This is a genomic window from Catenuloplanes japonicus (assembly GCF_000717135.1).
Taxonomy (GTDB): Bacteria; Actinomycetota; Actinomycetes; order Mycobacteriales; family Micromonosporaceae; genus Catenuloplanes; species Catenuloplanes japonicus.
In genome coordinates, this window is record NZ_JNXY01000039.1 from 164,756 (window position 1) to 188,286 (window position 23,531).

28 protein-coding genes and 1 tRNA gene are annotated in these 23,531 nt (G+C 70.0%); 5 read left to right on the forward strand and 24 right to left on the reverse strand.

Features of this window, described 5'->3' with window-relative positions:
• Positions 1-99 precede the first annotated feature (99 nt).
• The 22 genes from OP04_RS42145 to OP04_RS42240 all read right to left on the reverse strand — a co-directional run bounded on the left by OP04_RS42145 (position 100) and on the right by OP04_RS42240 (position 16,815).
• On the reverse strand, positions 100-1,695 hold the full coding sequence (locus OP04_RS42145) for a hypothetical protein (RefSeq protein WP_051799905.1): 1,596 nt from the start codon (positions 1,693-1,695) through the stop codon (positions 100-102).
• A 105-nt stretch (positions 1,696-1,800) separates the two neighbouring features.
• A complete protein-coding gene (locus OP04_RS42150; protein ID WP_232323936.1) occupies positions 1,801-2,943 on the reverse strand; it encodes a bifunctional DNA primase/polymerase in 1,143 nt (380 codons plus the stop codon).
• A gap of 162 nt (positions 2,944-3,105) precedes the next feature.
• Positions 3,106-3,390 (reverse strand): hypothetical protein, encoded by a 285-nt coding sequence (locus OP04_RS42155; RefSeq protein WP_033345590.1) that lies wholly within the window; start codon positions 3,388-3,390, stop codon positions 3,106-3,108.
• Positions 3,391-3,448: 58 nt separating this feature from the next.
• Positions 3,449-5,047 (reverse strand): DNA cytosine methyltransferase, encoded by a 1,599-nt coding sequence (locus OP04_RS42160; protein WP_033345591.1) that lies wholly within the window; start codon positions 5,045-5,047, stop codon positions 3,449-3,451.
• The gene (locus OP04_RS56730) at positions 5,047-5,733 is read right to left on the reverse strand and encodes a DUF4326 domain-containing protein (protein WP_063746865.1); all 687 of its coding nucleotides are present in this window, start codon (positions 5,731-5,733) and stop codon (positions 5,047-5,049) included. The genes OP04_RS42160 and OP04_RS56730 overlap by 1 nt, the downstream gene beginning before the upstream one ends.
• A complete protein-coding gene (locus OP04_RS42170; protein WP_033345592.1) occupies positions 5,730-6,041 on the reverse strand; it encodes a hypothetical protein in 312 nt (103 codons plus the stop codon). The genes OP04_RS56730 and OP04_RS42170 overlap by 4 nt, the downstream gene beginning before the upstream one ends.
• Entirely contained in the window at positions 6,038-6,391 is a 354-nt protein-coding gene (locus OP04_RS42175) for a hypothetical protein (protein WP_033345593.1), read from the reverse strand. Before OP04_RS42175 ends, OP04_RS42170 begins: the two co-directional genes overlap by 4 nt.
• A 495-nt stretch (positions 6,392-6,886) precedes the next feature.
• Positions 6,887-9,007, reverse strand: coding sequence for an FtsK/SpoIIIE domain-containing protein (locus OP04_RS42180; protein WP_033345594.1), 2,121 nt, complete (start codon positions 9,005-9,007; stop codon positions 6,887-6,889).
• An 85-nt stretch (positions 9,008-9,092) separates the two neighbouring features.
• Positions 9,093-9,488, reverse strand: coding sequence for a hypothetical protein (locus OP04_RS42185; RefSeq protein WP_033345595.1), 396 nt, complete (start codon positions 9,486-9,488; stop codon positions 9,093-9,095).
• A 132-nt stretch (positions 9,489-9,620) separates the two neighbouring features.
• The gene (locus tag OP04_RS42190; protein ID WP_033345596.1) at positions 9,621-10,184 is read right to left on the reverse strand and encodes a hypothetical protein; all 564 of its coding nucleotides are present in this window, start codon (positions 10,182-10,184) and stop codon (positions 9,621-9,623) included.
• A gap of 15 nt (positions 10,185-10,199) precedes the next feature.
• Entirely contained in the window at positions 10,200-10,403 is a 204-nt protein-coding gene (locus OP04_RS42195; RefSeq protein WP_033345597.1) for a hypothetical protein, read from the reverse strand.
• A 31-nt stretch (positions 10,404-10,434) separates the two neighbouring features.
• Positions 10,435-11,109 carry a hypothetical protein gene (locus OP04_RS42200; protein ID WP_033345598.1) on the reverse strand — a complete coding sequence of 225 codons (675 nt, stop codon included), beginning with the start codon at positions 11,107-11,109 and terminating at the stop codon, positions 10,435-10,437.
• The gene (locus tag OP04_RS42205; protein WP_033345599.1) at positions 11,106-12,749 is read right to left on the reverse strand and encodes a type IV secretory system conjugative DNA transfer family protein; all 1,644 of its coding nucleotides are present in this window, start codon (positions 12,747-12,749) and stop codon (positions 11,106-11,108) included. The genes OP04_RS42200 and OP04_RS42205 overlap by 4 nt, the downstream gene beginning before the upstream one ends.
• A gap of 5 nt (positions 12,750-12,754) precedes the next feature.
• Complete coding sequence (locus tag OP04_RS42210; protein ID WP_033345600.1) at positions 12,755-13,159, reverse strand: hypothetical protein; 405 nt, start codon at positions 13,157-13,159, stop codon at positions 12,755-12,757.
• Positions 13,156-13,593 carry a hypothetical protein gene (locus tag OP04_RS54095; protein WP_033345601.1) on the reverse strand — a complete coding sequence of 146 codons (438 nt, stop codon included), beginning with the start codon at positions 13,591-13,593 and terminating at the stop codon, positions 13,156-13,158. Before OP04_RS54095 ends, OP04_RS42210 begins: the two co-directional genes overlap by 4 nt.
• Positions 13,594-13,696: 103 nt before the next feature.
• Positions 13,697-14,170, reverse strand: a complete 474-nt coding sequence (locus tag OP04_RS42220) for a Pycsar system effector family protein (RefSeq protein WP_198154173.1) — start codon at positions 14,168-14,170, stop codon at positions 13,697-13,699.
• A complete protein-coding gene (locus OP04_RS42225; RefSeq protein WP_157241092.1) occupies positions 14,167-14,412 on the reverse strand; it encodes a hypothetical protein in 246 nt (81 codons plus the stop codon). Before OP04_RS42225 ends, OP04_RS42220 begins: the two co-directional genes overlap by 4 nt.
• Positions 14,409-14,579 (reverse strand): hypothetical protein, encoded by a 171-nt coding sequence (locus OP04_RS54100; RefSeq protein ID WP_157241094.1) that lies wholly within the window; start codon positions 14,577-14,579, stop codon positions 14,409-14,411. Before OP04_RS54100 ends, OP04_RS42225 begins: the two co-directional genes overlap by 4 nt.
• A 130-nt stretch (positions 14,580-14,709) precedes the next feature.
• Positions 14,710-15,885: a hypothetical protein gene (locus OP04_RS50730; protein WP_051799906.1), complete on the reverse strand. Its 1,176-nt coding sequence runs from the start codon at positions 15,883-15,885 to the stop codon at positions 14,710-14,712.
• A complete protein-coding gene (locus tag OP04_RS42235) occupies positions 15,882-16,253 on the reverse strand; it encodes an RRQRL motif-containing zinc-binding protein (protein ID WP_033345603.1) in 372 nt (123 codons plus the stop codon). The genes OP04_RS50730 and OP04_RS42235 overlap by 4 nt, the downstream gene beginning before the upstream one ends.
• On the reverse strand, positions 16,253-16,468 hold the full coding sequence (locus OP04_RS54105; protein WP_157241096.1) for a hypothetical protein: 216 nt from the start codon (positions 16,466-16,468) through the stop codon (positions 16,253-16,255). Before OP04_RS54105 ends, OP04_RS42235 begins: the two co-directional genes overlap by 1 nt.
• Positions 16,468-16,815: a DUF6284 family protein gene (locus tag OP04_RS42240; RefSeq protein ID WP_051799907.1), complete on the reverse strand. Its 348-nt coding sequence runs from the start codon at positions 16,813-16,815 to the stop codon at positions 16,468-16,470. Before OP04_RS42240 ends, OP04_RS54105 begins: the two co-directional genes overlap by 1 nt.
• Before the next feature lie 848 nt (positions 16,816-17,663).
• Here OP04_RS42240 and OP04_RS52570 point away from each other — a divergent pair.
• The 4 genes from OP04_RS52570 to OP04_RS54110 all read left to right on the forward strand — a co-directional run bounded on the left by OP04_RS52570 (position 17,664) and on the right by OP04_RS54110 (position 20,587).
• Positions 17,664-18,518, forward strand: a complete 855-nt coding sequence (locus OP04_RS52570) for a GntR family transcriptional regulator (protein ID WP_085067217.1) — start codon at positions 17,664-17,666, stop codon at positions 18,516-18,518.
• Entirely contained in the window at positions 18,515-19,438 is a 924-nt protein-coding gene (locus OP04_RS42245) for a glycosyltransferase (protein ID WP_033345604.1), read from the forward strand. Before OP04_RS52570 ends, OP04_RS42245 begins: the two co-directional genes overlap by 4 nt.
• Positions 19,439-20,263, forward strand: coding sequence for a glycosyltransferase family 2 protein (locus OP04_RS42250; protein ID WP_033345605.1), 825 nt, complete (start codon positions 19,439-19,441; stop codon positions 20,261-20,263). It abuts the gene before it with no gap.
• A 231-nt stretch (positions 20,264-20,494) separates the two neighbouring features.
• A tRNA-Ser gene (locus OP04_RS54110) sits at positions 20,495-20,587 on the forward strand.
• Positions 20,588-20,659: 72 nt separating this feature from the next.
• Here the strand turns inward: OP04_RS54110 and OP04_RS50735 are convergent.
• Positions 20,660-21,430, reverse strand: a complete 771-nt coding sequence (locus OP04_RS50735) for a hypothetical protein (RefSeq protein WP_051799908.1) — start codon at positions 21,428-21,430, stop codon at positions 20,660-20,662.
• A 511-nt stretch (positions 21,431-21,941) separates the two neighbouring features.
• Here OP04_RS50735 and OP04_RS42260 point away from each other — a divergent pair.
• Positions 21,942-22,295 carry a hypothetical protein gene (locus tag OP04_RS42260; protein WP_033345606.1) on the forward strand — a complete coding sequence of 118 codons (354 nt, stop codon included), beginning with the start codon at positions 21,942-21,944 and terminating at the stop codon, positions 22,293-22,295.
• Positions 22,296-22,390: 95 nt separating this feature from the next.
• Here OP04_RS42260 and OP04_RS42265 read toward each other — a convergent pair whose 3' ends face one another.
• Entirely contained in the window at positions 22,391-23,524 is a 1,134-nt protein-coding gene (locus OP04_RS42265; protein ID WP_051799909.1) for a hypothetical protein, read from the reverse strand.
• Positions 23,525-23,531: the final 7 nt, after the last annotated feature.

A 23,531-nucleotide genomic window follows, 5' to 3' on the forward strand; every position in this document is an offset into this window, starting at 1 on the left:
CAGTGTGCAAGTTTTTGGTATCTCCGCAGAAGTTGTTGCAGGTAGATGGCTGTTTCGACGGTGGTTGCGGAGATGCGGAGATGTTTCAGCGGTTTTTGGTCAGGTGCTGGCTCGCTCGACCTTGAACATGGCCCGGTCGCCGCGCTCGCTGAGGCGTTTGCGGACGACGTAGTCGCCGCGCCAGCGCCCGGTCTGGCCGGTGAGCATCCGGCCGAGGTGGATCGGATTCGGGAGCCGGCCACTGGAGGTGGTGATGAACAACCCGTCCCACCGGTCGAGGTGCACGCCGTTGAGCACGTCCGGTTCTCCGTCTGCCCGCAGCTCCGCGGCGGAGATCTCCTTGTCGCCGTGCCGGTCGTGCCAGCAGGTCAGGAACCCGCGCCAGCGGGTTTCGTCCTCGTCGACGTCCCGGACCGCAGCCATGTTGGTCAGGAACCCGTCGATGCCGTGATGCGCGAGCAGCCCCCCGAGGGCTTGCGCCCATGGGGTGAACTGGCGCATCGCGAGGCCCGCCGCCCGCCCCGCTCCGGCCCTCGTCCAGTCGAGGACCAGCACGAGCAGGTGCCGCATCACGGTCATCTGGTTGGCGGGTTGGGTGATCCACTGGTCGAGGCCGGGGATCCCGAACTTGCTCTGGTCGCGGGACTCCGGCCGGGGCATGTCCGGGTCGAGGTGCACCCGGACGGTTCTGCTCGCCATGTCTCCGCCGACCTGGAGGTTGTTGCCGGTCGCCATCCACAGCCGGTCGTTGACGGTGGAGGCGCTGCGGGAGGTGCCCAGCGGCCGATCGGACCACACGCCCGTGGTGACCAGCGCGGCCAGGGTCGCGGAGTCGATGACGGTGCCTTCGGGCAGGTTGTCCCAGATCACCACGCCGACCTGGTCGGTGAACACCGCGGTGATCTGCTTGCGCAGCTCGTCCTCCGCGTCCGACCAGATCAGGATCTTCTGCCCGTAGAGCATCCCCGGCCCACCGGTCAAGATCGTCTTTCCGGAGGCGGGCATCGTCGCGTCGATCATCGCGAACGGGGTCAGGCTGCGCGTGAACGTGCGCAAGATCGGTGTGGCCAACAAGGCGAGGTAGTTGGCCCGGTCGGCGTCCGATGCCCACGGGAAGTCCCGCAGGAACCGGTCCAGCAGGAACGACCGGGCCTCGGCGACCTGCTCCGCGGTGGGCTGCTCCGGGACCGGCGGCAGGTCCACCCGCGACGCGAGGAACAGGCCGGTCGCCGGGTCGTAGCCGGGGGTCTGCAACAGGGTGCCGTCGCGGCGCAGGATCGGCGCCCCGATGATCCCGCGCAGCGGCGGCACGCCCGGCCACGTCTTCGCGGCCAGCACCGCCGCGAGCGCCGCCTGCGACGGCGTGCACTCCTCCTCGTACGGTTCCAGCGATCCGTCCTCCTTCTTCCGGAACTTGATCCGGTAGACGTAGACGTGCTTGGCCAGCAGCCCGGCGGTGTTCGCCGGGGCCAGCACCGTCGCCGCGATCGGCAGCGGCGCGTCCTCGTCGGCGGCCACGCTGGCGAGCCCGCCGGAGACCTGTTCGGTGTGGACCAGGTCGCCGCCGGCGACGTAGGTGTCTGGCAGCACCCCGCCGGTGAATGCCTCCGACAGCGCCCGGATCGTCTCCGGCCCGCCGCCTACCTTCACCCGGGGCATCGATTCCGCGCGTCCACCGTCGTCGACACTGGTCATGCGACAGCTCCTTTCCGTTGCTGGTGACGTGCATGCGACCGCCGACCATGCGCGGCCGACCACGCCCACGGCATGAAATAGACAGATAAATGGGGCATGGGGCGATCAGTCGGCGGGCAGGACTCGCGGACGCTGTGCACCGGCCCGGAACCCGGACCTGACGGTCCGGCGTGCGGCCCCCTCGGGGTGGTCCTTGCGGACGGCGGCGGCGGTGAGCATGTCCTCGGCGGCGGTCGCGTCCAGCGCGCCGCCGGCCACGAACTGGCCCATCGAGATCGCGGTGTTGTAGAGGGTCGTGTTCAGCGTGCCGTCCGCGGCGTCGGCGATCAGGTCGAGGCTTGCCTGCACCGCTTTCGCCAGATACGCGCCCGCCCGGCCCTGGCGTACGGGCACCGCCACGGGCCGCTGCGGCGGCATCGGCCGCGGGGCGAGACGTTCGGCGAGCCACCCGGGCAGCGGCGCGACCTCGGCATCACGGACGACCTCGTACGCGTCCGGTCCGATCCGTGACCCTGCGGCGACCGCCAGCCCGCCGTGCGCGCGGGTGTCGATCAGCCACCCGAGTCCACCGCCCCGCGCACCGGCGGTGTTACGCAGCGGCGCGACGCCCGGAGGGTGGCGGAAGTAGAGGTGCAGTCCGCCGGAGGCGGTCCGCACGGTGTATGTGCCGGTCGGCATCGGCTCCCCGGCCCGGTCCGCGAGGATCTGCAGCACCTGCATGCCGGTCTCGACACCGGTGCCCTGCCACGCCTCCGGGACGTCCGCTCCGGGCTTGGCCTCGTCGAGGTCGACCACGACCAGGCCGGACGGGCCGCAGGCGATGCCGACGTTGTAGGGCCGTCCGGCCGACCAGGCGCGAGTGATGCGGTCCGGATCGGTCGTCGCACGTTCCTCCCAGGTGACGTGCCGGGCCGCGGCCCGGCACCGCCGATCACGCCCGTCGCAGCCGGGTCCGGCGGAGTGGTCGGGAAACGCGGGTAGCTTCCCGCCGGGCCGCAGCGGGAAGACATGCCAGCCTCGCACAGCATCGGCCAGCGCGGTCTCCCGTAGCCGATCGAGGATGGTCATGGGGTCCGGGCTCCTCGGGTAGGGCGGCACCTCGGCCGGGTAGAGCGCGGTCAGCGGCCGGCGCCGTGCGATCCGCAGGTCCCGCTCGCGGTCGCTGGACGCGGTCGCCGGGCAGGCGTAGGTCTCGTGCACGTGGATGAGGACCAGGGCGTGCTGCTCGCCGACCGCGGCACCGCGCATGCCGCAGTGCGCACACCGCCACTCGATCTGTCGGGGGCCAGTCGGTGGAGGGAGGTCGCAACCGGGATGTGTCGTGAACCCGCCGGCCGCCGCGACCGGGTCCAACGGCAGGCCGCAGCCCGCCGTGCAGATCCCGGCCGCGGCTGGCTCGACGCGCACAGATCAGCCCTCGGCGTCGCCGAAGCAGGCGGCGGCCGGGCAGCCGGTCATGCCCAGCTCGACTGCCGCACGCCACGCGCTCACCTGGTAGACCCGCCCGGACTGAGGCGCGCACGCGGCGGCCTCGTAGTGCTCCGTCAACGGTCGGCCGTCCACCTCCCCGACCTTGCGGCTCGTGTACGTCACGCGGTGCGCGACGACCTCGGCCGCGGGCGGCTCGTGGGAACCGACCGACCAGGCGCCCGCACCCCGCTCGAACGGGATGGCGGTTCCGACAGATGTGATCATGGAAATGGCTCCCTGCTGAGGGGTGTGTGAGTTTTCTGGCGGGATGCGCTACGGCTGCTCAGGCGGCGAGGTCGTAGCTGTCGCCGGTGATGGCCTCGACGACCGCGGCGACCAGGTCGCGGGCGGCGGGCGGGGTGACGGCGTTGCCGAGCATGCGAATCTTGTCGCGTTTGGCGGTGCCGAGCAGGACGTAGCCGGGGGTGAACGCCATCCCGGCCCGGATCTCATCGACGGTCAGCATCCGGAACGTGCAGTCGTTGACGTCGATCCCCGGCCCGAGCAGCGCGTCACCCTGCACGGTCGTCTGCGCGGGCAGCGGCACGGCGGCGGGCCGCAGGGTGCCGGTGTCGTAGCCGTAGATGGCGTGGTCGACGCCGATCAGGGACTGGTGTCCGGCGGTGGTCAGCGCCCGCATCGGCTCGGTGACCGGTGTGGACAGGTAGCCGCTGTCACCACGGGCGGTGTTGTGCCGCACCAGCAGTCCTTGGTGGGTGCCGGCGGCGGCGAACGTGAGCAGCGGTGAGGTCGCAGCGGGTTTCGCGACCCCGTTGTTGCGCAACGGGATGACGAGGGCGGACTCCGCGCGGGCGGTCTGCGCCCGCAGCGGCGCGGACACCGGCCGAGCCTGTTTGCCGTCACGTCCTTCGACCGGCACGAGCAACGGCTCCGGGACCAGCACGCCCTCGGTCTCCCGGGTGGTCCGGGCGCGCATCGGCAGGTCGACCGGCTGTGCGGTGGTGTTCCATCCGCCACCGGCCGGTACGAGCATCGGCATGGGGTTGGCGCGCAGCCCGGCGACGATCCGGGCCATGGTCTTCGGTTTCAGGGGCGTGGCCCGGTCGCCGATGCGCCGGCCCCGGATCGTCCAGTCGATGGCCGCGATCGCGGTGAGGGCGTACGGGTGGACCGCCGTCCCGCGGCAGCCGGCGTGCGGGCAGCGGTAGAAGTACTGCTGCCCGTAGCGCATGGTCCGACGCGCCTCGGGCTGCTTGTCGACGTAGACACCGGCCACGTCCTCCCCGCACGACGGGCACCAGCAGCGCGGCCGGGTCCACTTCGCGAAGTCCGGCGTGCGGTACTCCCGCCGCCAGAACGTGAAGTAGACGCGATCGCGCAGCTGCGGGGCGCCGGGTCCGTACGCGGTCGCAAACGCGCTGTTAAGGACCACGATCCGGTAGGCGTAGCCGAGGTTGACCATCCGGCGCAGCCACTCGTGCAGGTGCGACCACTTCAGGACGTCGGTCACATTCTCGACGATCACCGCGCGGTACCGGTGGACCTCGGTGAACCGGGGCACGTCCTGCATCAACATCCTGCTGCGTATCGCGGCCTCGTCCGCCTCCGGCGCGTCGTCCCCGTCGTCGTCGAGCAGTGACGGCTGGACGGGCTTGCCGTCGTAGTCGACCCGCTTGCCCTTGGCCACCGACCAGTTCGTGCACTCCGGCGAGAACCAGCCGATATCGGTGCGCGGGTGCCGCCGCGGGTCGATGCGGGTGATGTCCTCCCGGTCGTGGTCGGCGTCCGGGAAGTTCTCGTTGTGCGTGTCCACCGCCAACTGCCAGTGGTTCGACGCCATCACCACCCGCACCCCGGGCACCTGGTGCATGCCGGTCGACGAGCCGCCCGCACCGCAGAAGTAGTCCGCGACGGTCAGCATCAGGCGACCTCCGCCACCGGAGTGACGACAGCCTGCACGTCGCATTGCGACTGCACCGACACCAGGAGCCAGTCCGTGGCCGGGTCGCGGTCCCATCGGGCCGCGTTGTCGTTGATCCACCGCTTGGTGTCGTGGCCGACGTCGTCGCGGGAACGCTCGTTCACGCCGAGCGCGTCGGCCCACCGGGCGACGTCGTCGCTGCGCTCATCGTCGAGGTCCATCTGCAACGCAGCCCATGCCGGGCCGGTCTCGTCGCCGGAGAACTCGTCCATGCGGATGGTCTTGGGCAGGCGCAGGTTGTGCTCGTCGGCGAGGTCGAGAATCTGGCGGAGGGCGTCGCGGCGGCGCTGGTCGACGTCGCGGCGCTGGTCGATGGTGCGAGACATGGGATCTCCGATCGGATCGTTGACGAGGTCGAGAAGCACGTCGGCGTGGCAGGGCCGGCCGGTCGGGCACCAGCACGCCAGGTCCCGGCCGGCCAGCTGGCGGCGGGCCGCGTCGAGCAGCCCGGGTGTCGCGGTGAGGTGCGTGCGGTACGCAGCGACCGCTGCGTCCGGGCTCCCGGCGTCGGCGGAGGTGAACGGGTTGCCCCAGCGGGTCGGGCGGCCGACGTAGACGGTGCCGGGTGGCATGCGCCATCCGGCGGTGCGGCGGCGCTGGATCCGGCGCGGTCCGGGGGTTCTCATGCGGCATCGTGCTCGGCGAGTTCGCCGGCGATGCGGTCGACAGCACGGAACAGGGCGTCGCGCCGGATCTCGGATGCGTCGCGGAACACGAGCGGGAACAGCGGCTCGCCGTCCTCGTCATGGTCGACCGGCTCGCCGCCGGTGACGCAGATGTCCCACTCGTCCGGGCCGCACTGCCCGGCGACGTAGCCGTCCACCCACGGCCAGGTGTCCCGGCCCGCGGCCATCTGCCGGTCGGTGAGAGGGAAGCGGACCTTGACGTCCGCGTCGTCGGGGAACCGGCCGTCGTTGGTGTCGTAGAGGTTCATGCCGCCGCACCGAACCGGCCGTACCACGGGGCGTCCTCGTCCGTGACGATCTCGACCGGCCCGGCCAGCACCTGCCACCGGGAGTCGACGCCGTTCGTGAACGCCTTTTCGCGCACCATCCGGCGCATGGTGTTCTCCAGCGCGAGCCGGGTGCCGGCGTCGAGCATGGCCATGTCGGCGGTGTCGAGGCCGTCGCGGATCATCCGCTCGCGGCGCGCCTCGAACAACGCGGGCAGGTCGGGGTGTCCGTAGCGGATCCGGCCGCCGCCGATGGGCCGCGCGACGAGGGCGCCCCGGTCGTCGGTGGCGGGCGTGCGGTAGGTGACAGCGTTGATCAGGTGGCGCAGCATCGGGATCGTGTCCTTCCGGCGGGTCAGCGGCGGGAGTTGCGGTGCAGGCGGGCGAAGTGGTTGTGCAGGCGGCGGCCGATGCGCAGGCGCAGGCCGGTCCCACGGCAGCGCGGGCAGTCCCGCCGTCCTCGTGGGGCGCGGGGTCGGACCGGGCGCCGGTGCCGGAGCCGGTCGGTCAGGCCGCGATCGGCACTGGTCCCGGTCCCGTCGCAGCGACTACAGAGGGTGAAGGGTCGGACCCAGCACGCGAGTGCGTAACCCGCCGTCACGAAAAGGATGATTCCGGCAAATAGGATCACGGACATTTCGGGCGCGTTTGTGCTGGTGGCGGCCAGGATGAGGGTCACTCAAGCGCTCCAGGGCATGGTGACGACCGGTAGCCATACAGGACGGCTACCGCTTCCAATGGATGTTGGGCCTGGTGGTGGCGGCAGCGGGGCGAGTATCAGGGTTGCTACTTGCCGCGGGTCTGCTACTTGCCCCGCCGCCGGTTTTTCAGGAGGCGTCGTGGTTGTGGTCGTCGATTGCCTTGACCAGCTGCGTGCGGTAGACGCCCCGGCGGACTTCGCCGGAGATTTTCACGCTGCGTGATTCGAGGCCGAGTCCGCGGACCATGGCCGAGAGCGCGTCGGCGGTCATGGCGGAGTAGACCTGCGGGTGCCGATCGGCGAGCCGGGCGGCGAGGGTGTCCCAGTGCTGCCCGCTCTCGCCGTCTTCCAGGACGGCGAGCACGTCGGCGAGCACGTCGCGGGCCTCGTCCAGCTCGACGCTGGCGATCGTGCCGCCGCGCAGGCGCAGCGCGCGGGCGCAGATCTGCTCGACCGCGGCCCGGTCGAGGTAGGCGGCTCGGACCGTGGCCATCGGCCCGTATCCGACCCGGACGCCCCAGCCGGCGTCGACTCCGATCTCGAAGTGGTTCGGTCGCGCGCCCTGCGCGTACGCGCCGGTGCCGAGCGCGAGTTCGACCTCGGTGTGGCTCGGCACGGCCAGGCAGGTCCGCAGGGCGATGTTGCTCGTAACGCCCTTGGGCAACGAGTCCCTGTCGATGCGCTGGGTCTGGATGAGCAGATGGATCCCCAGCGCCCGGCCGCGCTTGACGATGCTCGTCATCGCCGCCGCCGCGGGTTTGCCCAGCTCCGGATCCGTGATCAGCTCCTGCACCTCGTCGATCGAGGCGAGGATCGGCCGGAGACGTCCGTCGCGCTGGGCGATCTCCCTGTTGAGCTTGTTCTCGCTGTTGAGGCCCTGGCCCGCGTACCGCTTGATCAGCGGCCCGCGGGTGTCGCACTCCGCCAGCAGCCACATCAGCATCTGGTAGGCGCGCTGTTTGGTACCGTCGTCCGCGCCGGATCCGAACAGCTTCGGGTCGCAAAGCTGCTCGAACGCGTCGAAATCACCCCTGCCGGCCAGGTCGAACACGGCGAAGGTGACCAGCGGATCCAGCGCCGCCCCGGACATCACGACCCGCGCGGACAGGCTCTTGCCCGAGCCGGGGAACCCGGCGAACAGCGAGTTCCGTTCGTCGAGGCGGTACATGACCGCCCGCATGCGCGGGTCGAACCCGTACACGAACGGCTTGAAGAAGTCCGTGACGCCGTCCTTGAGCAGCGGCCACGGCGGCTGACGCATCGCCGAGACTGGCCGGTCCGCGACCCACAGCGCCAGCCGCCCCGGGTGCTCGCGCGGCATGGGTTCCGGCCACACCTGGTCCATCGGTAGTCGTAGCCCGCCGGCGAGTTTCTCCCGCCGTTCGATCACGTCGACCGCGATCACGCCGTCCGGCAGGTCCGCGATCGCGAGATAGCCGGGGCCGTCCCGGCGGATCTCGGACTCGAACGCAATGTCTTCCGGGCGTTTGACCAGGCCGGTGGCCATGATGCCCTTGCGGGTCAACTCTGCGGTCAACTTCCGGTACCGGGTCCTCACCCGGGTCCGTTCCAGGATCGGCGCGTCGAGCGGCCGCCCGTACCGGGCCAGCCCGACCAGCACCACCGCCCCGGCGGGCAACTGCACCCACCACGGCGTTACGTCGGAGGCGAGGACCAGCCCGCCCGCGCCGGCGCCGATCGTGGCGGCGCCGGTGACCCACCACCGCCACGACGCCTGCCGCATCCGGTGCTGGTCCAGTTCCAGCCAGGTCGCGGCGTCGCTGCGGGAGGCCGCGTGCTGCCGCAACGACCAGTTCCCGCCCTCCGCGGCCGTCCAGGTCAGCACCCGATGGCCGAGCCGCCACGCGCCCTGTGGCGCGTACCAGAGCACCTTGCCCGCATACAGCGGCAGCCGGACGCCGTGCAGTGCCGCGAGGTAGCCGGCGTCACCGGCCCACCGGGCGGCCTGCCACCGCAGCGCGGCCGTGCTGGTCAGCCACGGCGGCAGGATCGGCACCCGCCGGACCGTCGTGTCCGCGAGCCGTCCCGGGCCGTCCGGATCGACGATCTCACCGACCAGGACCTCATCCGGGGCGACCGTCTCGGTGTCCGTCTCGTCCGCGACGGTCAGGCCCTCGGCCGCCGCGGCACGTGCCTCACGGCGGGCGGCGAGATCGACGATCCGCCCGGCCGTCTCATCCGCACCCGGCACCGCCGGGTGGACTCCGTTGACCGATCCACTACTCACCGGTGGTTCCTCCCGTACCTCGCATCGGGCGGGAAGCGGCAGCCAGGGATAGCCGGAGCGCCACCCCGGCCGCCGCGCCCGCCGCTCACGCCTCGTCTTCGTCGAATGGCTGATTCCAGGGCCAGAACCGCCCCGGTTCAGCGACCGGGACCCGCCCGGCCGTGACCGGTCCGGACCGGTCACGGATCAGGCCGAACATCACGGTCTGCTCGCGCATCCGGTACCGGGCGGCCAGACCCTGCAACTGGTCGGCCCGGCCCTCACCGAGCACGCCCGCCAGGACCGGGGAACCGGCGACGGCGTAGGCCGCCCGGTCAAGCTCCCGGCTGATGTCCAGACACACCGCCGCTCGCACGCCCGGGTCATCGGTGCGGGCCAGCCGGTCGATCAGCCGGTCCGCGTCACGCCGATGCCGCTCGTACACGGCCAGCGCACGGCCGCCGCCACGCAGGCGGACCTGCCACCGCTGCCATCGGTTCATGAGGGCCGCCCGCGCGGCGGTGGCCCGTTGGTTGGCATGATGAGGTTTCCTCCAGCTCCTTGCGAGGGGTTGGGATGAGGGGCCGGGGCGCGGCCTGTGGTTGGTAGCCGGGTGGCCGCGCCCCGGGCGAACTCACGCCTCGTCGGCGTCGTTCGCGTCCGTGTGCGGGGTCAGCTGCCAGAACGGCACCTGACCGAGCTCGGCGATGTGGGTGAACGCGCCGGTCGCCTCGACCGTCGCGGCCTTGACCTGCGCGGGGTGCTCGCCGGCGTCCCACGCCTCGCGTTCGCCTGTGTGCCACGGCGACCCGTCCGCGATCGTGTGCTCCGCGAGCGAACGACCGTCGATGAGGATGCCGTTCAGGTCCGCCGCGGCGGCGACCGTCTCGGCCTGCGCGTAGTCGGCGTCCGGGACGGCGGCGCCGGCGTCCATGGTCGAGGCCTGGTCGCGGAGCCGATCGGCGTACTGCGCTGCGGCCAGCGCCGCGTCGGCGTGCCTGCCGGCCCACGCGTCCTGGTCGTCCTGACTCAGGTCGCCGTGCCCGCGGGCGTCGAGTGCCGTCGTGGCGTGCTCGGCGTCGAAGGCCAGGCCTGCGGCGCTGGCGTCGATGCGGTCAGCGAGCCCCGTCAGGTCCGCGGCGGTGCGGATCAGCCGGTCGTTGTGGGCGTCGGTGTGGTCGATCGTCGGTCCGGTCACCCGGACCTCCCTTCGTCAGTAGGAGTCGTCGTAGGTGCCGGCGTCGATGTCCAGCCGCTGCCACCACGGCAGCGGCTGCTCGGCGGCGATGACCGCCGTGTTGGCGTCGAGAACGTCGTCGGTGACCTCGCGGTCGCGGTCGCTTACCTCGGTCAGGTTCTGGCGTGCGGCGATGAGGGCCGCGCGGTGCTGGCGGGTCTCGTCACTGAAGAGCGGCATCCTGGCTGTTTCCTCCTGCGTGATCAGTGGGTCAGTAGGTGTCGGTGTCGTCGTCGGTGCGTGCGTCGAAGACCCGGTGGACTTCGGGACCGTCGAGGTAGGTCTGGGACAGCAGATCGCCGGCCAGGATGCGGACCTGGGGCCAGCGGTCGTCGAGGATTTCGCGGCAGACCGCGAGCCCGGATTCCACGCTGACCCCGTACCTGCGGCTGATCTCGGCGGCGCGCGCGTTGTCCGCGTGGGAGCCGTAGCGTGCCCCGAGGATCGTTGCCGGGGTGTCGCGGCCGGATTCCGCCAGCCACTTCACCGCGGCTTCCTGACCGGCCAGATTCCCGGCGACGTAGCCCAGTGCCGTCGAGGCGTTCAGTTCGTCGGCGACGATGACCCTGCCCACGTAGTCGGCCGGTGCGCTGTCCCACGGGTACGCCTCCGCAGACAGCACCTGCCGGCCGGTGACCGCCGCGATCGCCGCGTGACCCGCCTCATGGATCGCCACCGACCATTCCTTGGCATCGGCAGAGAGGTCCGGCTGCGTCAACACGGTCAACTCGCTGCCGCCGGCCTCGTCGAGTGCCGCGGCGAACCGTGAACCGCAGTCCTCGCAGGATTCCGCCAGCACGTCGAGACCACCGGCGACCGGCCACATGGTCATGGTCTGTTCCTGATGCGGCGGGCACACCATCTCGTCGAGGCGGACCTGCGTCACGCAGCCACCGCAGGTGTGCCGGACGGCCGGACCGCCGGGGCAGGTGCGGGCTCACGCACGATGTGCGCCACCCGGCCTGCCCGGCGCACGTCACGCCGTTTCCAGGCGATCGGCGTGCGGGCCAGCGAGACCGGCATCCCACGCCGGATCAGGAGCGCCTCGTGGTTCGGCAGGCCGGCGAGCATCGCGGGGGCGATGACCGGCACCCGGCGGGTGCTGGTCGATGTGATCCGGCCGGACTGGTCGCGGGTATGCGTGACCTCCTCGCGCTCGCCCGCGAGCCGGGCGAACAGGTCGAGGTCGCCCGCGTCCTTGCAGCCGCCGTACACGAGGACCGCGGCGGCGCAGTTGAGGATCATCGACGCGCCGTCGTCGCCCCAGACCTGCCGCAGCTGCGCCAGCCCCTGACACGCCGCGTGCACGGCGATGTTGCGTTTGCGCAGCTCGGCCATCCACTGCGGGAGCGGGGTCCGGCAGGTCAGCGCGACCTCGTCCAGGATCAGGGCGAGCGCCGGATCGAGCCGGCCGCCCGGTCGGGCGGCGGCCTCGCGGCGGGTCTGGTGGGCGATCTCGGCGACCAGCGCGGACAGCAGCGGCCCGACCGTGCCGTCCTCGTCCCCGAGCAGATACAGGGTCCCGGCCCGGTCGATGAGGTCACCGACCGACCACGACTGCTCCGGCTCGACGTCGCCGGTGTCCGCGGCGGACGGCAGCGTCGTCCACGCCACCGCCGGGCTGATCGCGAGCATCACCCCGTCCCGCGTCCGCGGGTTCGTGCCGAGTGCCTGCCGGGCCGCCGTGACCATCTGCCGGGCCTGCGGCGAACTGGCGAGTGCGGTCAGGATCAGCGGGGTGGCCGCGTCCGGGCTCGCGATCCAGGCGGCCACGTCACTCATCCGGTAGCCGCCCAGGGCCGCCGCATGCAGCAGCACCGCCAGGACGCGGCGGCCGTTGACCGCCCACCGCTCGCCCTCGCTGCCCTCCTTCTGCGGGCCGACCAGGTCCGTCGCACGTCGGGCTGCGGTCGCCGGATCGGTGCATCCGGTCAGCGGCGACCACCGCAGTGTCGAGGCGAGCCCGCCCAGCGCGGCCGGGTTGAACACCGTCACCGGCCCGCGCTTCCGCCGGACCGGCGCGGTCAGGTCGTACAGGTCCGTGGCGGTCGAGGTGACCACCGCACCGCCCGGGGCGTCGAGGACGCGGCAGGCGAGTTCGGCGGTCTTGCCGGTGCCGGGGATCCCGATCCGCAGCGTCGACTCCTCCACCGACGTGTGCACGACCCGCCGGCCGACCGTGCACAGCGGCACCGCCACCGACGTGATCGGCGCCCGCCACACCCGCCACACCGGCGCGGACGCCAGCGACGGGCGCAGCACCCGCGCCTTGCGGCGCATCGCCCACGGCGACGACGTGCGGGTGATGTCCCACCACGACGCCGTCCCCGCGTGCCGGGCCGTCCGCCGGTCCCACCGATCGATCGCCGCACGGGTCCCGGACCGGCCGTACCGCCACCACACCATCCCGGACGTCCCCGCCACCGCAGCGGCGGCCGTCCACCCGGGCTCCACCGCGACGGCGGCGCTCACACCTGCCGAGACCACCAGCGCAGCGCCGGCCTTCACCTTGAAAGACGTCGTCATGGTCCTCACATCTCGTCGATCGCGTCAGCCGCATCGCCGCTGACAGAACGGGAATCGGGCGCCGCGCCGAATCGCACGGCGGTGGAGCGGTCGTGGATGGCGTTCTCGGCCGCGATCCCGGCGACGTCGCTGGTTGCGGTCGCGTCGAGCCGGGCACGAATGGCGTCGTGCCGGCCGACGTGCCACGCCGACGTGCCGTCACCGGCGGTGTAGAAGACGACCCCGACGCACTCGGCCTCACAGTCGGCCGGGCCGTCCGGGTCATCCCCGCACCAGCCGGTCCTCACGACCGGCTCCCAGTACGGCAGCAGCGTGGTGGAGACGTCCACCAGGTCGCCGGGCGCCAGGTCATGCAGGTCCCGGAGCGAGACCGGCCGGCTGTAGACCGGGCCGACCTGTGGGGAGGTCACGGCGTGTCCTCGTCGAGCAGATCCGGGGTCCAGCGCGCCGCGTCCCGGCCCTCGAACGGGTCGCCGACGGCGTAGCCATCCTGGTCGATCCAGCCGGAGTAGCCGGACTCCCGCAGGTCGAAGAACCGGCGGTCAGCATCGGTCTCCGGGAGCCGATCCCACCGGCGCGATACCGCGGGCTCCGGCACGTTCGCGCTCACCCGCGCGGCCTGGTCCACGCGCTCCCGGAACGCGACACGCGCCGCGGCGTCCGGTCCGTCCGTGCGGGTCGCCAGGCCCCGCAACGCCTCCAGCGGCGCATCGGCCGCAGCGACGTTGGTGGGTGTGTCGGTCTGCGACCACACCGCGTCGGCCCACTGCTCCGGCTGCATGCCGTCCAGCGGGGTCGACTCGATCGCAGCGGCCAGCGCCGCCGGGTCAGTCTGTTGCGACATGGGGTGTTCCTTTCCGCCGCCGATCTGGCGGCCACCACCGCTCCCGGCCCGCCCGGCTGATCACACCGGGCTAGGCCGGGACGGAGACGGCCTCATCACGGGCTCAGGCGAGCCAGGCCACCAGCACGGTCACCGCCACACCGGCCAGGCCGGCGGTCAGCAGATCGACCGCGAGCCGCTGCCGCCGGTACTTGCGCACCGCCGTCCGCGACGCCGCGCGCAGCACGTCTACGGCGCCGCCGGGCTGGTCGGCCTCGGCGGTCAGCGCGTCGAGTACCTCGGCGCGGGACCTCGCCGCCGCGTAGCGGACGATCCCGTGGTTCCCGCGCAGATCCGGGCGGATGGCCAGGATCAGCAACCAGGTCGCCACACCGATCACCACCAGCGTTACCCACCCGCAGACCGCCGCCGCGCGCGGCAGATCGGTGCGGGCCAGCACGGTCAGGCCGAGCGTCAACGCGGTCCCGGCCATCGCCAGCAACGTCGACGACTTCGCGTCCGCCCGCCCGTGATGCTCACGCGCCTCGGCCGCCGCCGCAGCGGCGTGCTCGTCGAGGGTCTTCGTCGGCGCGGTCATGCGACGTCCTCATCCGCAGCGGCGTCCGCGGCTGTGGACGCGCGGTGTGCGGCGGTCAGGTTCTGGGAGAGGATGCCGAACCTGATGCGCTCGTCCTCGTCCAAGATGGACACGGACAGGCCCGCAGCACGAAGGTCGCGGACCTGCCGGTCACGGTGCGCCGGGTCGATCGCGACCTCCGTCACCCGGCCGGTCTCCGGATCCTCGGCGAACATATACATCCGTTCGTCCACCGCGCTCACGCCTCGTCCACGTCGTCATCGACGCGGACCTGCGATGCGGCGGCCCGGCGGGCCGCCTGCACGGCGTTGCGTTCGTTCGCCTGACGTTGGGCCTCGGCCATCGTCGCCAGGCGCTGCATCCTGCGCTCGTCGCGCAGGCGGATGGATTGCTGTTCTGCGGCGTTCATGGGCGGCCTCCAGCCCGGCCGGGACCAGCCCCGGCCGGGCGCGTAGAAGGGATTGAGGGGACAGCCAGGGGCGCGGCGTGTGGTTGGTAGCCGGATCAGCCGCGTCCCGGGAGCATTCAGCGGATGTGGATCAGATCCACGGGGAAGGACGGGACGCGGTCATCAGGTCGTCGATGCTGCGCAGCGCCGCGACCTGGGTCAGCAGCCGGTCACGCTGACCCGCATCGCTGGCCGCGCCGGACGCGCGCAGCGCCCGCGCCAGGCGGGGCTTGCGGGCGATCGCCCACTGCGCGGTCGCGAGCCGGGCCGCACGGGCGAGCGCCCGGTCCCGGGTCAGCGTCCGCGCGTCGCGGGTGTCGTCGCCGAGCCCGAGCAGCGACAGCAGCCGCTCGCGCAGCTCACCGATGACCCGGCTGATCGCACCGGACCGGACACCACCGGACCGCACGTGCACCTCGATCCCGAGCGCCAGGTGCAGCGCCACGAGCGCCAGGACCGGGCCGAGCGCCGCCCGGACCAGACCCGCGCTCAAATCGGCCGAGACACGGACGGCCATGAACACACTGACCGCGGCGAACCCGACCGCGACCACCTGCGGCAGGCCCGGCGTGCCACCAGGCCGGCGGACCGCGTGCCGCATCGCGTACCCGCACGCGATCAGCGTGATCTCGATGACGCCGGACAACGCCCACCGCTCGACCGGCGCGTCCTCGACCCGCCACACCATGCCCGACCACAACGGCAGCGTGAAGCTCACCTCACCATCGATCAGCAAGCGCAGGTCGAAGAACTTCAGCGCCGTGTCGATGCTGATCAGCGACGCGATCAGCGCCACCAGATAGAACGGGCCGGTCCCCCGCGCCTTAGCAGGCTTGTCCGTCCCAGACACCGGCACGGCCGGCGGCGCGACAGGCGGGACCTCGTCGGACTCGACGGCCAGCGGCTCCGGCAGGCTCTCCGGGACCACCGGCGCAACGGCCGGGGCCAGCGGGGGCGCCTCGGCGACCTCGGGCGTCTCCGCCTCGACCGGCGGCGCCGGGTCCTCCTGCGCGGGTGTCAGCGAGGCATCGCCCGGCGCGGGCGGCTGGTCGGCCCGGTCCGGCAGCGTCAGGGCACTGTCGGACCAGGCCCGGAGCGCGGCGAGCAGCAGACCGGCCTTGATCGGACCGATCCGGAACCTCTTCCGCAACGCGTTCTGCGACGGCAGCGTGCCGAGTTCGACGGCAAACTGACGCGCCAGGGGCAGCAGCGCCTCGATCGAAGGCGGATACGCGCTGCCCGGCGGGCGCTCGACGGTGACGGTCATGACGCAATCCCTTCATGGCAGGTCAGGCACTCGCCGAGCGAGCGAGGAATGTAGTAAGGCCGCAACACGCGGCAGCGCCGGCAGACCCGGCGCGCGGCCAGAGCTCCGGCGACCGCCCGCAGCTGCGCCGGCGACGCCGGACGCTTCGGCAGCGCGAGGTCGATGCGGTACAGGTAGGCCGTGCGCACACCACCCACCCCGGACCACTTGACCTGCCCGGCGATCGGCTGCCCGCCAGGCCGCAGCCCGCGAGCGCGCAGCTGACGGCGCGTGGCGTAACCGTCCGGGGCGCCGCGCCACCACCACGTCGGCAGACCGCCGTGACGCTCGCCCTCCGGATCGTGGAAAACGGCGCGGACGCGGGCCATCAGCCCGCCCGGTCCTCACCCGCACCCGTGGCGCGCCACAGCATGAGAACCAGGCCCATCGCGCACACCAGCGCGCCGGCGGCACAGAGACGACCGAGGTCACCGTCGACCACGAGCGACAGCAGCCCGAGCACCGCGCTCAGCAGACCCGCGAGCACGGGAGACGGCCCGGCGGGGCGGCCGGCCGGGTCAGGAGTCTTGCCCCCGGCGCCCATCAGGCCGCGGCCTGACCGGCGCGGCAGCCGTAGGTGCTGTTGTGGACGACACCGCCGGTAAAGCACTTCGTGCAGGTCAGAACCTTGCAGCCATACCGGCAGTCGGACATTCCGGTCTCGACCAGGTGCAACAGGCAGTCGTGCCGGCGCCGGTTGACCAGGTCGGTCACGGTCGCCAGCGCCATCGACTCCGCACGCCGGTAACCGCCCCACCCCGGATCGGGGCTCACACCGAGCGCGCGGATCTCCGCGTCCAGGTCGGCCAGATCCTGCTCGATCTGCGGCCACTCGGCCTCGATCGCCGCCAGATCCTCGGCGGACGGACCGTCGTCAAAGGTGCTGATCACGTAAGGGAGTCCCTTCAAAGTCAGGCAGCGCGACGCTTGCGCCGCGCCGGCCTGCGGCAGGCGGGGCAGTGGGACTCATCCGGCGCGAGCGGCGCCAACGCGGTACAGCGCGCACAGGCGCGCCACACGGCGCAGCTGCGGGACGTAATCCGCACGGTGTCGAACAGCGAAGCCATGACGCGCACCTCCGAATGAGTCTGTGCAGCTCAAACAGCCCGCGCGGATCGCAGCAGGGCCAGGAAAGTCCTGTAAGTCGATCGTTTAAGTCGTGAATTAGGTACCGCGCATCGCGCCGAAGCGGCTCAGAGCCGCCCCGGCGCGATGCGATCGAAACGCGGACGGCACGACAACCCAGCGCGAGCCGCGAATCAGAACGTGCAGCGCGAGGTCCGCACCCTTCACCGGCACCCGCTCACCCAGGGGCAACCTGGGGTCGACCGCCCACACCGGGCGGCGCAATGCGACGACGCGAGCATCCCGCGCCGGCCCCCTGCAAACGAGGTATCACTCGCTGGCAGAAGGCGCTCCTCAACCGGAGGGCAACTCCTCAACGCTCTGTGCTGGCACCGCTCGAACACCGCCGAGTGGGGCACCTGACCGGTCTGTACGCAGTTCGGTCAACACTGCCTCTATGAAGTTCATCAACTAACAACCGCACGGCTCAACACACTCCGGCGACCTACTCAGCGGCTCGGGCGAACGTCCGGTGCAAGCCGTCCGTGTACCCTGGCCACTTGTCTACCTAACCACCTCGCTAGCGAGGTTGTTGGCTGACGGTAGCAGGCCCCGCGACGGGCGCGCAAGACTTCGATAGCGAGGTGGCAAAGGTGGGTGCTGTAATAGCGACCATGCAGGCAGAGGCGGAATCCACGCCCGGCGTTGTGCCGGTGCATCACCAGATCGCGGACGACCTGAGAGCGAAAATCGTGCGGGGCGACCTTGCCCCCGGTGACCCGGTGCCATCGGTGAACGAGCTGGCGAAGCAGTGGGGATGCTCGCCAGGGACCGCGCGAACCGCCATCCGCCTACTCCTTGGCGAAGGGAGGATCAGCGGTGGCGCCGGCCGTCGGGCCACAGTCCGGCCCTCGATGCAGCGGATCAGGATGTCGGTCGACCTGAATCAGCGCCAGAAGGATTTGGTGCTTGAGTCGGCTGAAGACCGGGCTGCGACCGGCGCAATCGAGTTGACCGCGGGGCTGTCTATAAAAGACACAAAGTTCGTTAACAGCTACACAACAATCACGGCAAATGGCGACTTGGCGGCAGAGTTTGGAATTCCGGAGGGCTCGGAGCTACTGCGTCGAGAATATGAGAACTCGCGTCAAGATACCGGAACACGGCTCTCCTGGAGTCAGTCATACATACCGGTTTCCCTGATTGAGTCTAATCATGATTTGCTTGACGAAAGCAAGGAGCCATGGCCGGGTGGACATCAGCACCAGCTCTACACGGTCGGGATCGAGATCGACCGCGTGGAGAGGTCTGTAGGCGCGCGCGAGACTACCCCCGCGGATCGGGCGCGATGGGACATGCAGCCGGGCGTCCCGATCCTGCGCGTTCGTAGTCGTTCTATTGATGTTGCGGATCGAGTGGTCGAGTTGTCCGACGCGGAGTATCCGGCCGATCGCATCGATCTCGTATTCACGGAAAAGCTAAACCGATGGCCGGAGGGGTATCCCCGATTCGTGAAGGATGGCGAATGAGCGACAGGCCGGAAATCAATCCTGCGCTCGGCCTCGATCTGGCGCGTGAACGCACGCTCAAGAGGTCGAACGCAACCATCTCCATTGTCATCCCCGCGCACAACGAAGAGGCAACGATCGTCGAGGTGGTGACGGAGGCCCGGCGAGGCCTTGACTTGCTCGGAGTCCAGGGTGACGTGCTGGTGAGCGCGAGCGGGTGCACTGACCAAACCGCAGAGAAGGCGTTGAGGGCCGGTGCACGTGTTGTCGAAGCACCGATCGGCAAGGGAGAGGCGATCACGGCAGGCCTGGCAGCTACAGACGGAGAGATCGTCTGCCTGATCGACGGCGACATGAGGTACTACGGCGAACGGCCGCTGTCGACGATCCTGATTGAGCCCCTGATCAGCGGCATCGCGGATGCGTGCGTCACCGATCTCTACTGGCGCCCGATCTACCCGCAGATGTGGCTATCGGGCTTCTTCGCGCCGGTCGCTGGCTACCTCTTCCCCGAACTGCTGCCGAAGGTGGGCTCTACGCCCTGGTCAGGGCAGCGGGCCGCGTTCCGGAACCTCTGGCCCGCGGCGGTGTCGCCAGGGTTCACCGTCGATCTCGAAATCCTCATGCATTGGAATCGGCACGCCGTGCGACTCCGACCCGTACTGGCGGATGACTGGACCAATCCTCAGCGACCCAAGCCTGACCTCATGGCCAGAGAGCTTGAGGTGCTAATTCGTGAGGCTACGGCAGATGGACGCATCGGCCAGTTGGACGCTTCCGCGCTTAGGCGCTGGTACGAGATTGCTCATCGCTTAATGGCCAAATATCAGCCTAATAATGATGACCCACAGGAGTTCGAGCGCGATTTGTTGAGGAAAACGACTCAAGCACTCCATTTTTCCCTCGGATGGCGTGGGGACTCACCGGAAGGTTTGAACTAAATGCCGATCCTGTCAATCATCACGGCTGCCTACTCGCCGAGCGCTGACTTCATTCCGGATACCATTAAGGGGGTTTGTGCGCAAGAACTTCCGGGTGAATGGGAGCTTGAGTGGCTCGTCCAGGAGGACGGCGCGAATCCGCGCCTGGCCGACCATTTTGCCGAAATCCCCCATGTGCGCTACGAAGCGAGCCGGGCGAACCTCGGCGTTGCCGCGAGTCGCAATCTAGCGCTGTCGCGGGCGCAGGGCTCGCTTATTCAGGTTCTCGACTCCGACGACGTATTGCTGCCGGGGGCCTTGTCGAGCGTAATTCCGGCATTCTCCAACCCGAACGTGCATTGGGCGGTAGCTCAAGCCGATGACTTGCTGCCGGACGGCAAGCGAGTGTCGTGGGCCTCGGCGATCCCGTACGGCACCGTCAAGGCCGGTGCCGTCAACCGCTGGGCAGAGTCCAAGGGCGGAAACTGGCCGATTCACTGTGCCGGGCTCATGCTGCGGGCGTCCGCGCTGAGGGCGGTTGGCGGATGGGTTGGCCTACCGTCTGACGAAGACCTCGGGATGTTCGCCGCTCTGTCGGAGATCGCGGACGGGTACAACGTTGACAAGGTGACGTGGCTCTACCGCCAGCATCCCGGCCAGACCACCAAGTCCGGCGGGACAGGCCACCTCAGCGAGGCAACCCGCCGACTGGCCTTGCAGCGCGCGCTGGCGGTCCGGTCTACCGGCCTCTCGTTCACTGACCCATCGAGCTGGACGGAGGTCGACTACTCTCTCGACGTCGCTCCGGCGACCAAGAAACAGGGCAACCACCCCGTGACGGAGTGAGTCGCGAACAGGCCTCCGCAGACAGCCCGGTCGCCGTGTGCCCCGGCACAACTGTCGAAGACTGTTTTCGCAGTTGTGCCGGATTGCGGGCGGTGGCCGGTGCCCCTCGGCAGACGCCACGACGGCGCCGGCGGATCCATCCGCTGAGTCACGAGAAGTGGGCACGGCGGCCACCTCATCTCGGCCATCCGTACCGGATACGTACCGAACTAGCCCTCGAAAGGCGGCTCGGCTACCCGTTTGAGCTGGTCAGCAGCCTTTCTTCACCGAACCGGACGTCGCCCTCCGGAGGCGAAAGCGCAGGTTCGAATCCTGCCGGGGGCACCCAAAAGATTTACGTAGGTAGCCGGGTTCTGCTGGTGGCCGTGACCTACCCGCTTACCTGTCGATCACCGGCTACAGGTTCGCGCCATCAAGCGTTTTGATGAAGGTCGGCCGCCGAGTGTGCCGGGCCCGGAGATCTTCCAGATACCGGGCGAAGGCATCCCAGTGGCCCGCCGCCTGATAGGCGTCACGGAGTGCGGGAAGCATCGCGATCGCCCTTCGGTAGCGATGTTTGTCCGCGGAGTTCAGGACATGGCCTTCGATCATCTCTTGGTACGGGGCGAGAACGTCTTCCGGATGGTCGAGACGGCGTTGGTCGAGAAGCCTCAGCCACTGTTGATCGCCGAGCACGTTCCGATGCTGCTGAGCGAGAAGCCAGGCCTGTTCGTGGCGACCGAGGAAACTGAGGATGTCAAGCAGCTCAGCGGCGTATACCGGCTGTCGGCCGACACGTTCGGTGAGGATCTCCAACGCCCAGGATGTCGGAGTATCGGCAGCTACCTGTGCACAGGTAGCTGCAAGCGCACGGTAGGTGGTGCCGGTCGGGTGGCGTGTGAATTCCTCACGACGGACGGTGACGGCTTCGTCGGGGTCCTTCTCGTCCAGGAGCATGGACACGAGGTCGTCACGGAGTTGTTCGGCGTGCGGCCATCCAGGCTTGGCGGCCAGACCACGCCGAGCCCAGGTGATCGCTTCCTGCCTGCGGCCGGCGTCACGCAGCGCGTGGGTAATCCGTTCGTACTGGATGGCACTGGTGAGATCCTCGGCGAGAACGTCGACATAGCGATCGAGATCGCCGGATACCTCCGCCAGTTGCTCCTTGAGATCCCGCAGCGAATACACCGACGTCCAGGACTCCGGGTCGGCGGTTCGAGATCGCTCCTCGACCAGGCGGCGACCTCGGTCACGCCTTTGTCTCCGAGGGCGCCGACGAACTCGGAGAGCAGGACGCGAGGCCAGCCGGGACCGTCGCAGGCGAGATCTACCAGCCACTTCGCCAACGACGCCGGCTTCGGCGGAACAGCGGTGCAGGCCCGTGCGTACAGGATCATGATGCGGCGGAGGTCGTCGCCGACGATGCCGGACGAGTCGTCCAGGTACATCAGTGCACGAGTCATCCGATCGACTGCCTTGCGCAACAGCGGCATCGCTTGTGCCGTCTCTCCTGCTTCGATCAGCCGCTCACCACCATCAGCAACTTCGCGGGCTGCCTGCGAATACTCGCGGCGGCCGCGGTAGGGGTGTTGCCGCCGGTCCCGTCGCAACAGATCAACCGCGGCGAGGAGATCCTCATCGCCAGCCATGCCGCCCCTCCTCTACCAGCGCGTCAAAACCTCGGTCTACGCTCGACAGCATGCCCAGATCCGCTGACCTGGACGCCACGATCGAGATCATCGTCGTGGACGCGTATGGCGATGACGAGCAATACACAGCCTTCCTCACCGTCATCAGCGAGCAGACCGCGCTGCCCACCACAGCCACCATGCTCGGCATCCCGGTAACCGTCACCGGCATCGACTACGACAACGAGGCGCGCGGCCTGACCGCCACCTGCCAGTCACCGGGAAAGACCGGCGACGTCGCCCTGGCCGATCTCGCCTTTCCTCCGGACACCGAAACCGCGTGGATCCACGCCGCCTACCGCCACTACCTGGGACTTCAGCCGTTCCCCGCCACCCCGCGCCCGGACTGGACCTGGCCGGACTGATCCCCGGGGCGGGCGCCGTGTGCCGGTCAGCGGCGCCTGACAGCCACCAGGTGAAAGAGCAGGTTGAAGCCGGATCTGGCCTGGCTCGGCCGGGCTCACTGCTGGGTGACGAATGCGGCCAGTCGTTCGCTGACGGGGCTGACCCGTGGGCGCGGCGGTTGGGCGTAGTAGCCGGGTTTGACCTCGCGCAGCAGGGTCTCACCGTCGCGGGTCCAATCGAACTTCGGCCGCTTCAGCAGCCGCCGGATCACGATGGTCGCCCTGTCCTGATCCCGCTCGGCCAGCCGCCGGATCACCATGGGTTCGACGCTGTCGTCGTGCAGATACTGAAGGGTGTGTTCACGCCAGAGCCGGCGCCGGAGCAGGTCCGGGTTCGCGAACGCCTGCTCGACGAACCCGAACTCGGCATAGAAGCCGATCCCGTCCGTCTCGTCGTAGATCAACGCGACCGTCTCGGCGTCGACCATGTCCTCCGGCAGGGTCACCGCGACTCCGGCCGGCGGACCGCCGGGTTCCGGGCGGCCGAGGATCTCCTCGCGGCAGAACGCGTAGAAGCCGTTCAACCGATCTTGCACCTGGTCACCGGGGAACACGACCAGATCGGCACCGAAATGCTTGATGAACCGGTCCCGGTCAGCGCGCTGCTGCTTCCATGCCAGGGTCAGCTTCTCCGGGTTACGGAACACCGCCTCCGGCGTGCGCAACGCCATGTCCATCGCCAGCCGGTAGGCGATGTTCCGGTCGGACTTACGCAGCGGGGTCAGCGGCCCGGAGAGCATCCACTCGTCACCGATCGCAACCAGGCGAGCGATCAGGAACGATCCGCGGGGCGTATGCCGGAAGATGGCTGGTCCCATGTTCGAGCGCACCCGATAGGTCAGCTCGTCGACCAGGCTCTGCACGATCAGCGCCGGGCCGTCACGGCGGATCACCTCGAACGGGCCCTGGACGACGTCCCGCCAGCCCAGCAGCATCTCCCGCTCCGACTCGGGCAATTGCGGGTGCGCGGCGACGAACTGCTCCACCACCGTCCGGCCGCCGGTCAGCTTGTGCTCCAGAATGAAACAGTCCCACAGCACCATCCACCGCTGCTCGTCGAGTTCCTCGATCCCGTTGCCATAACGGTCGAGGAACTCGGACGCGGCTCGGTCATACCGGGGCTGCTGGGAGAACGCCACCAGCTCACCCTTGAGCTCACCTGCACGATCCAGGATCGCGGCCTCCACCATCAGGCGT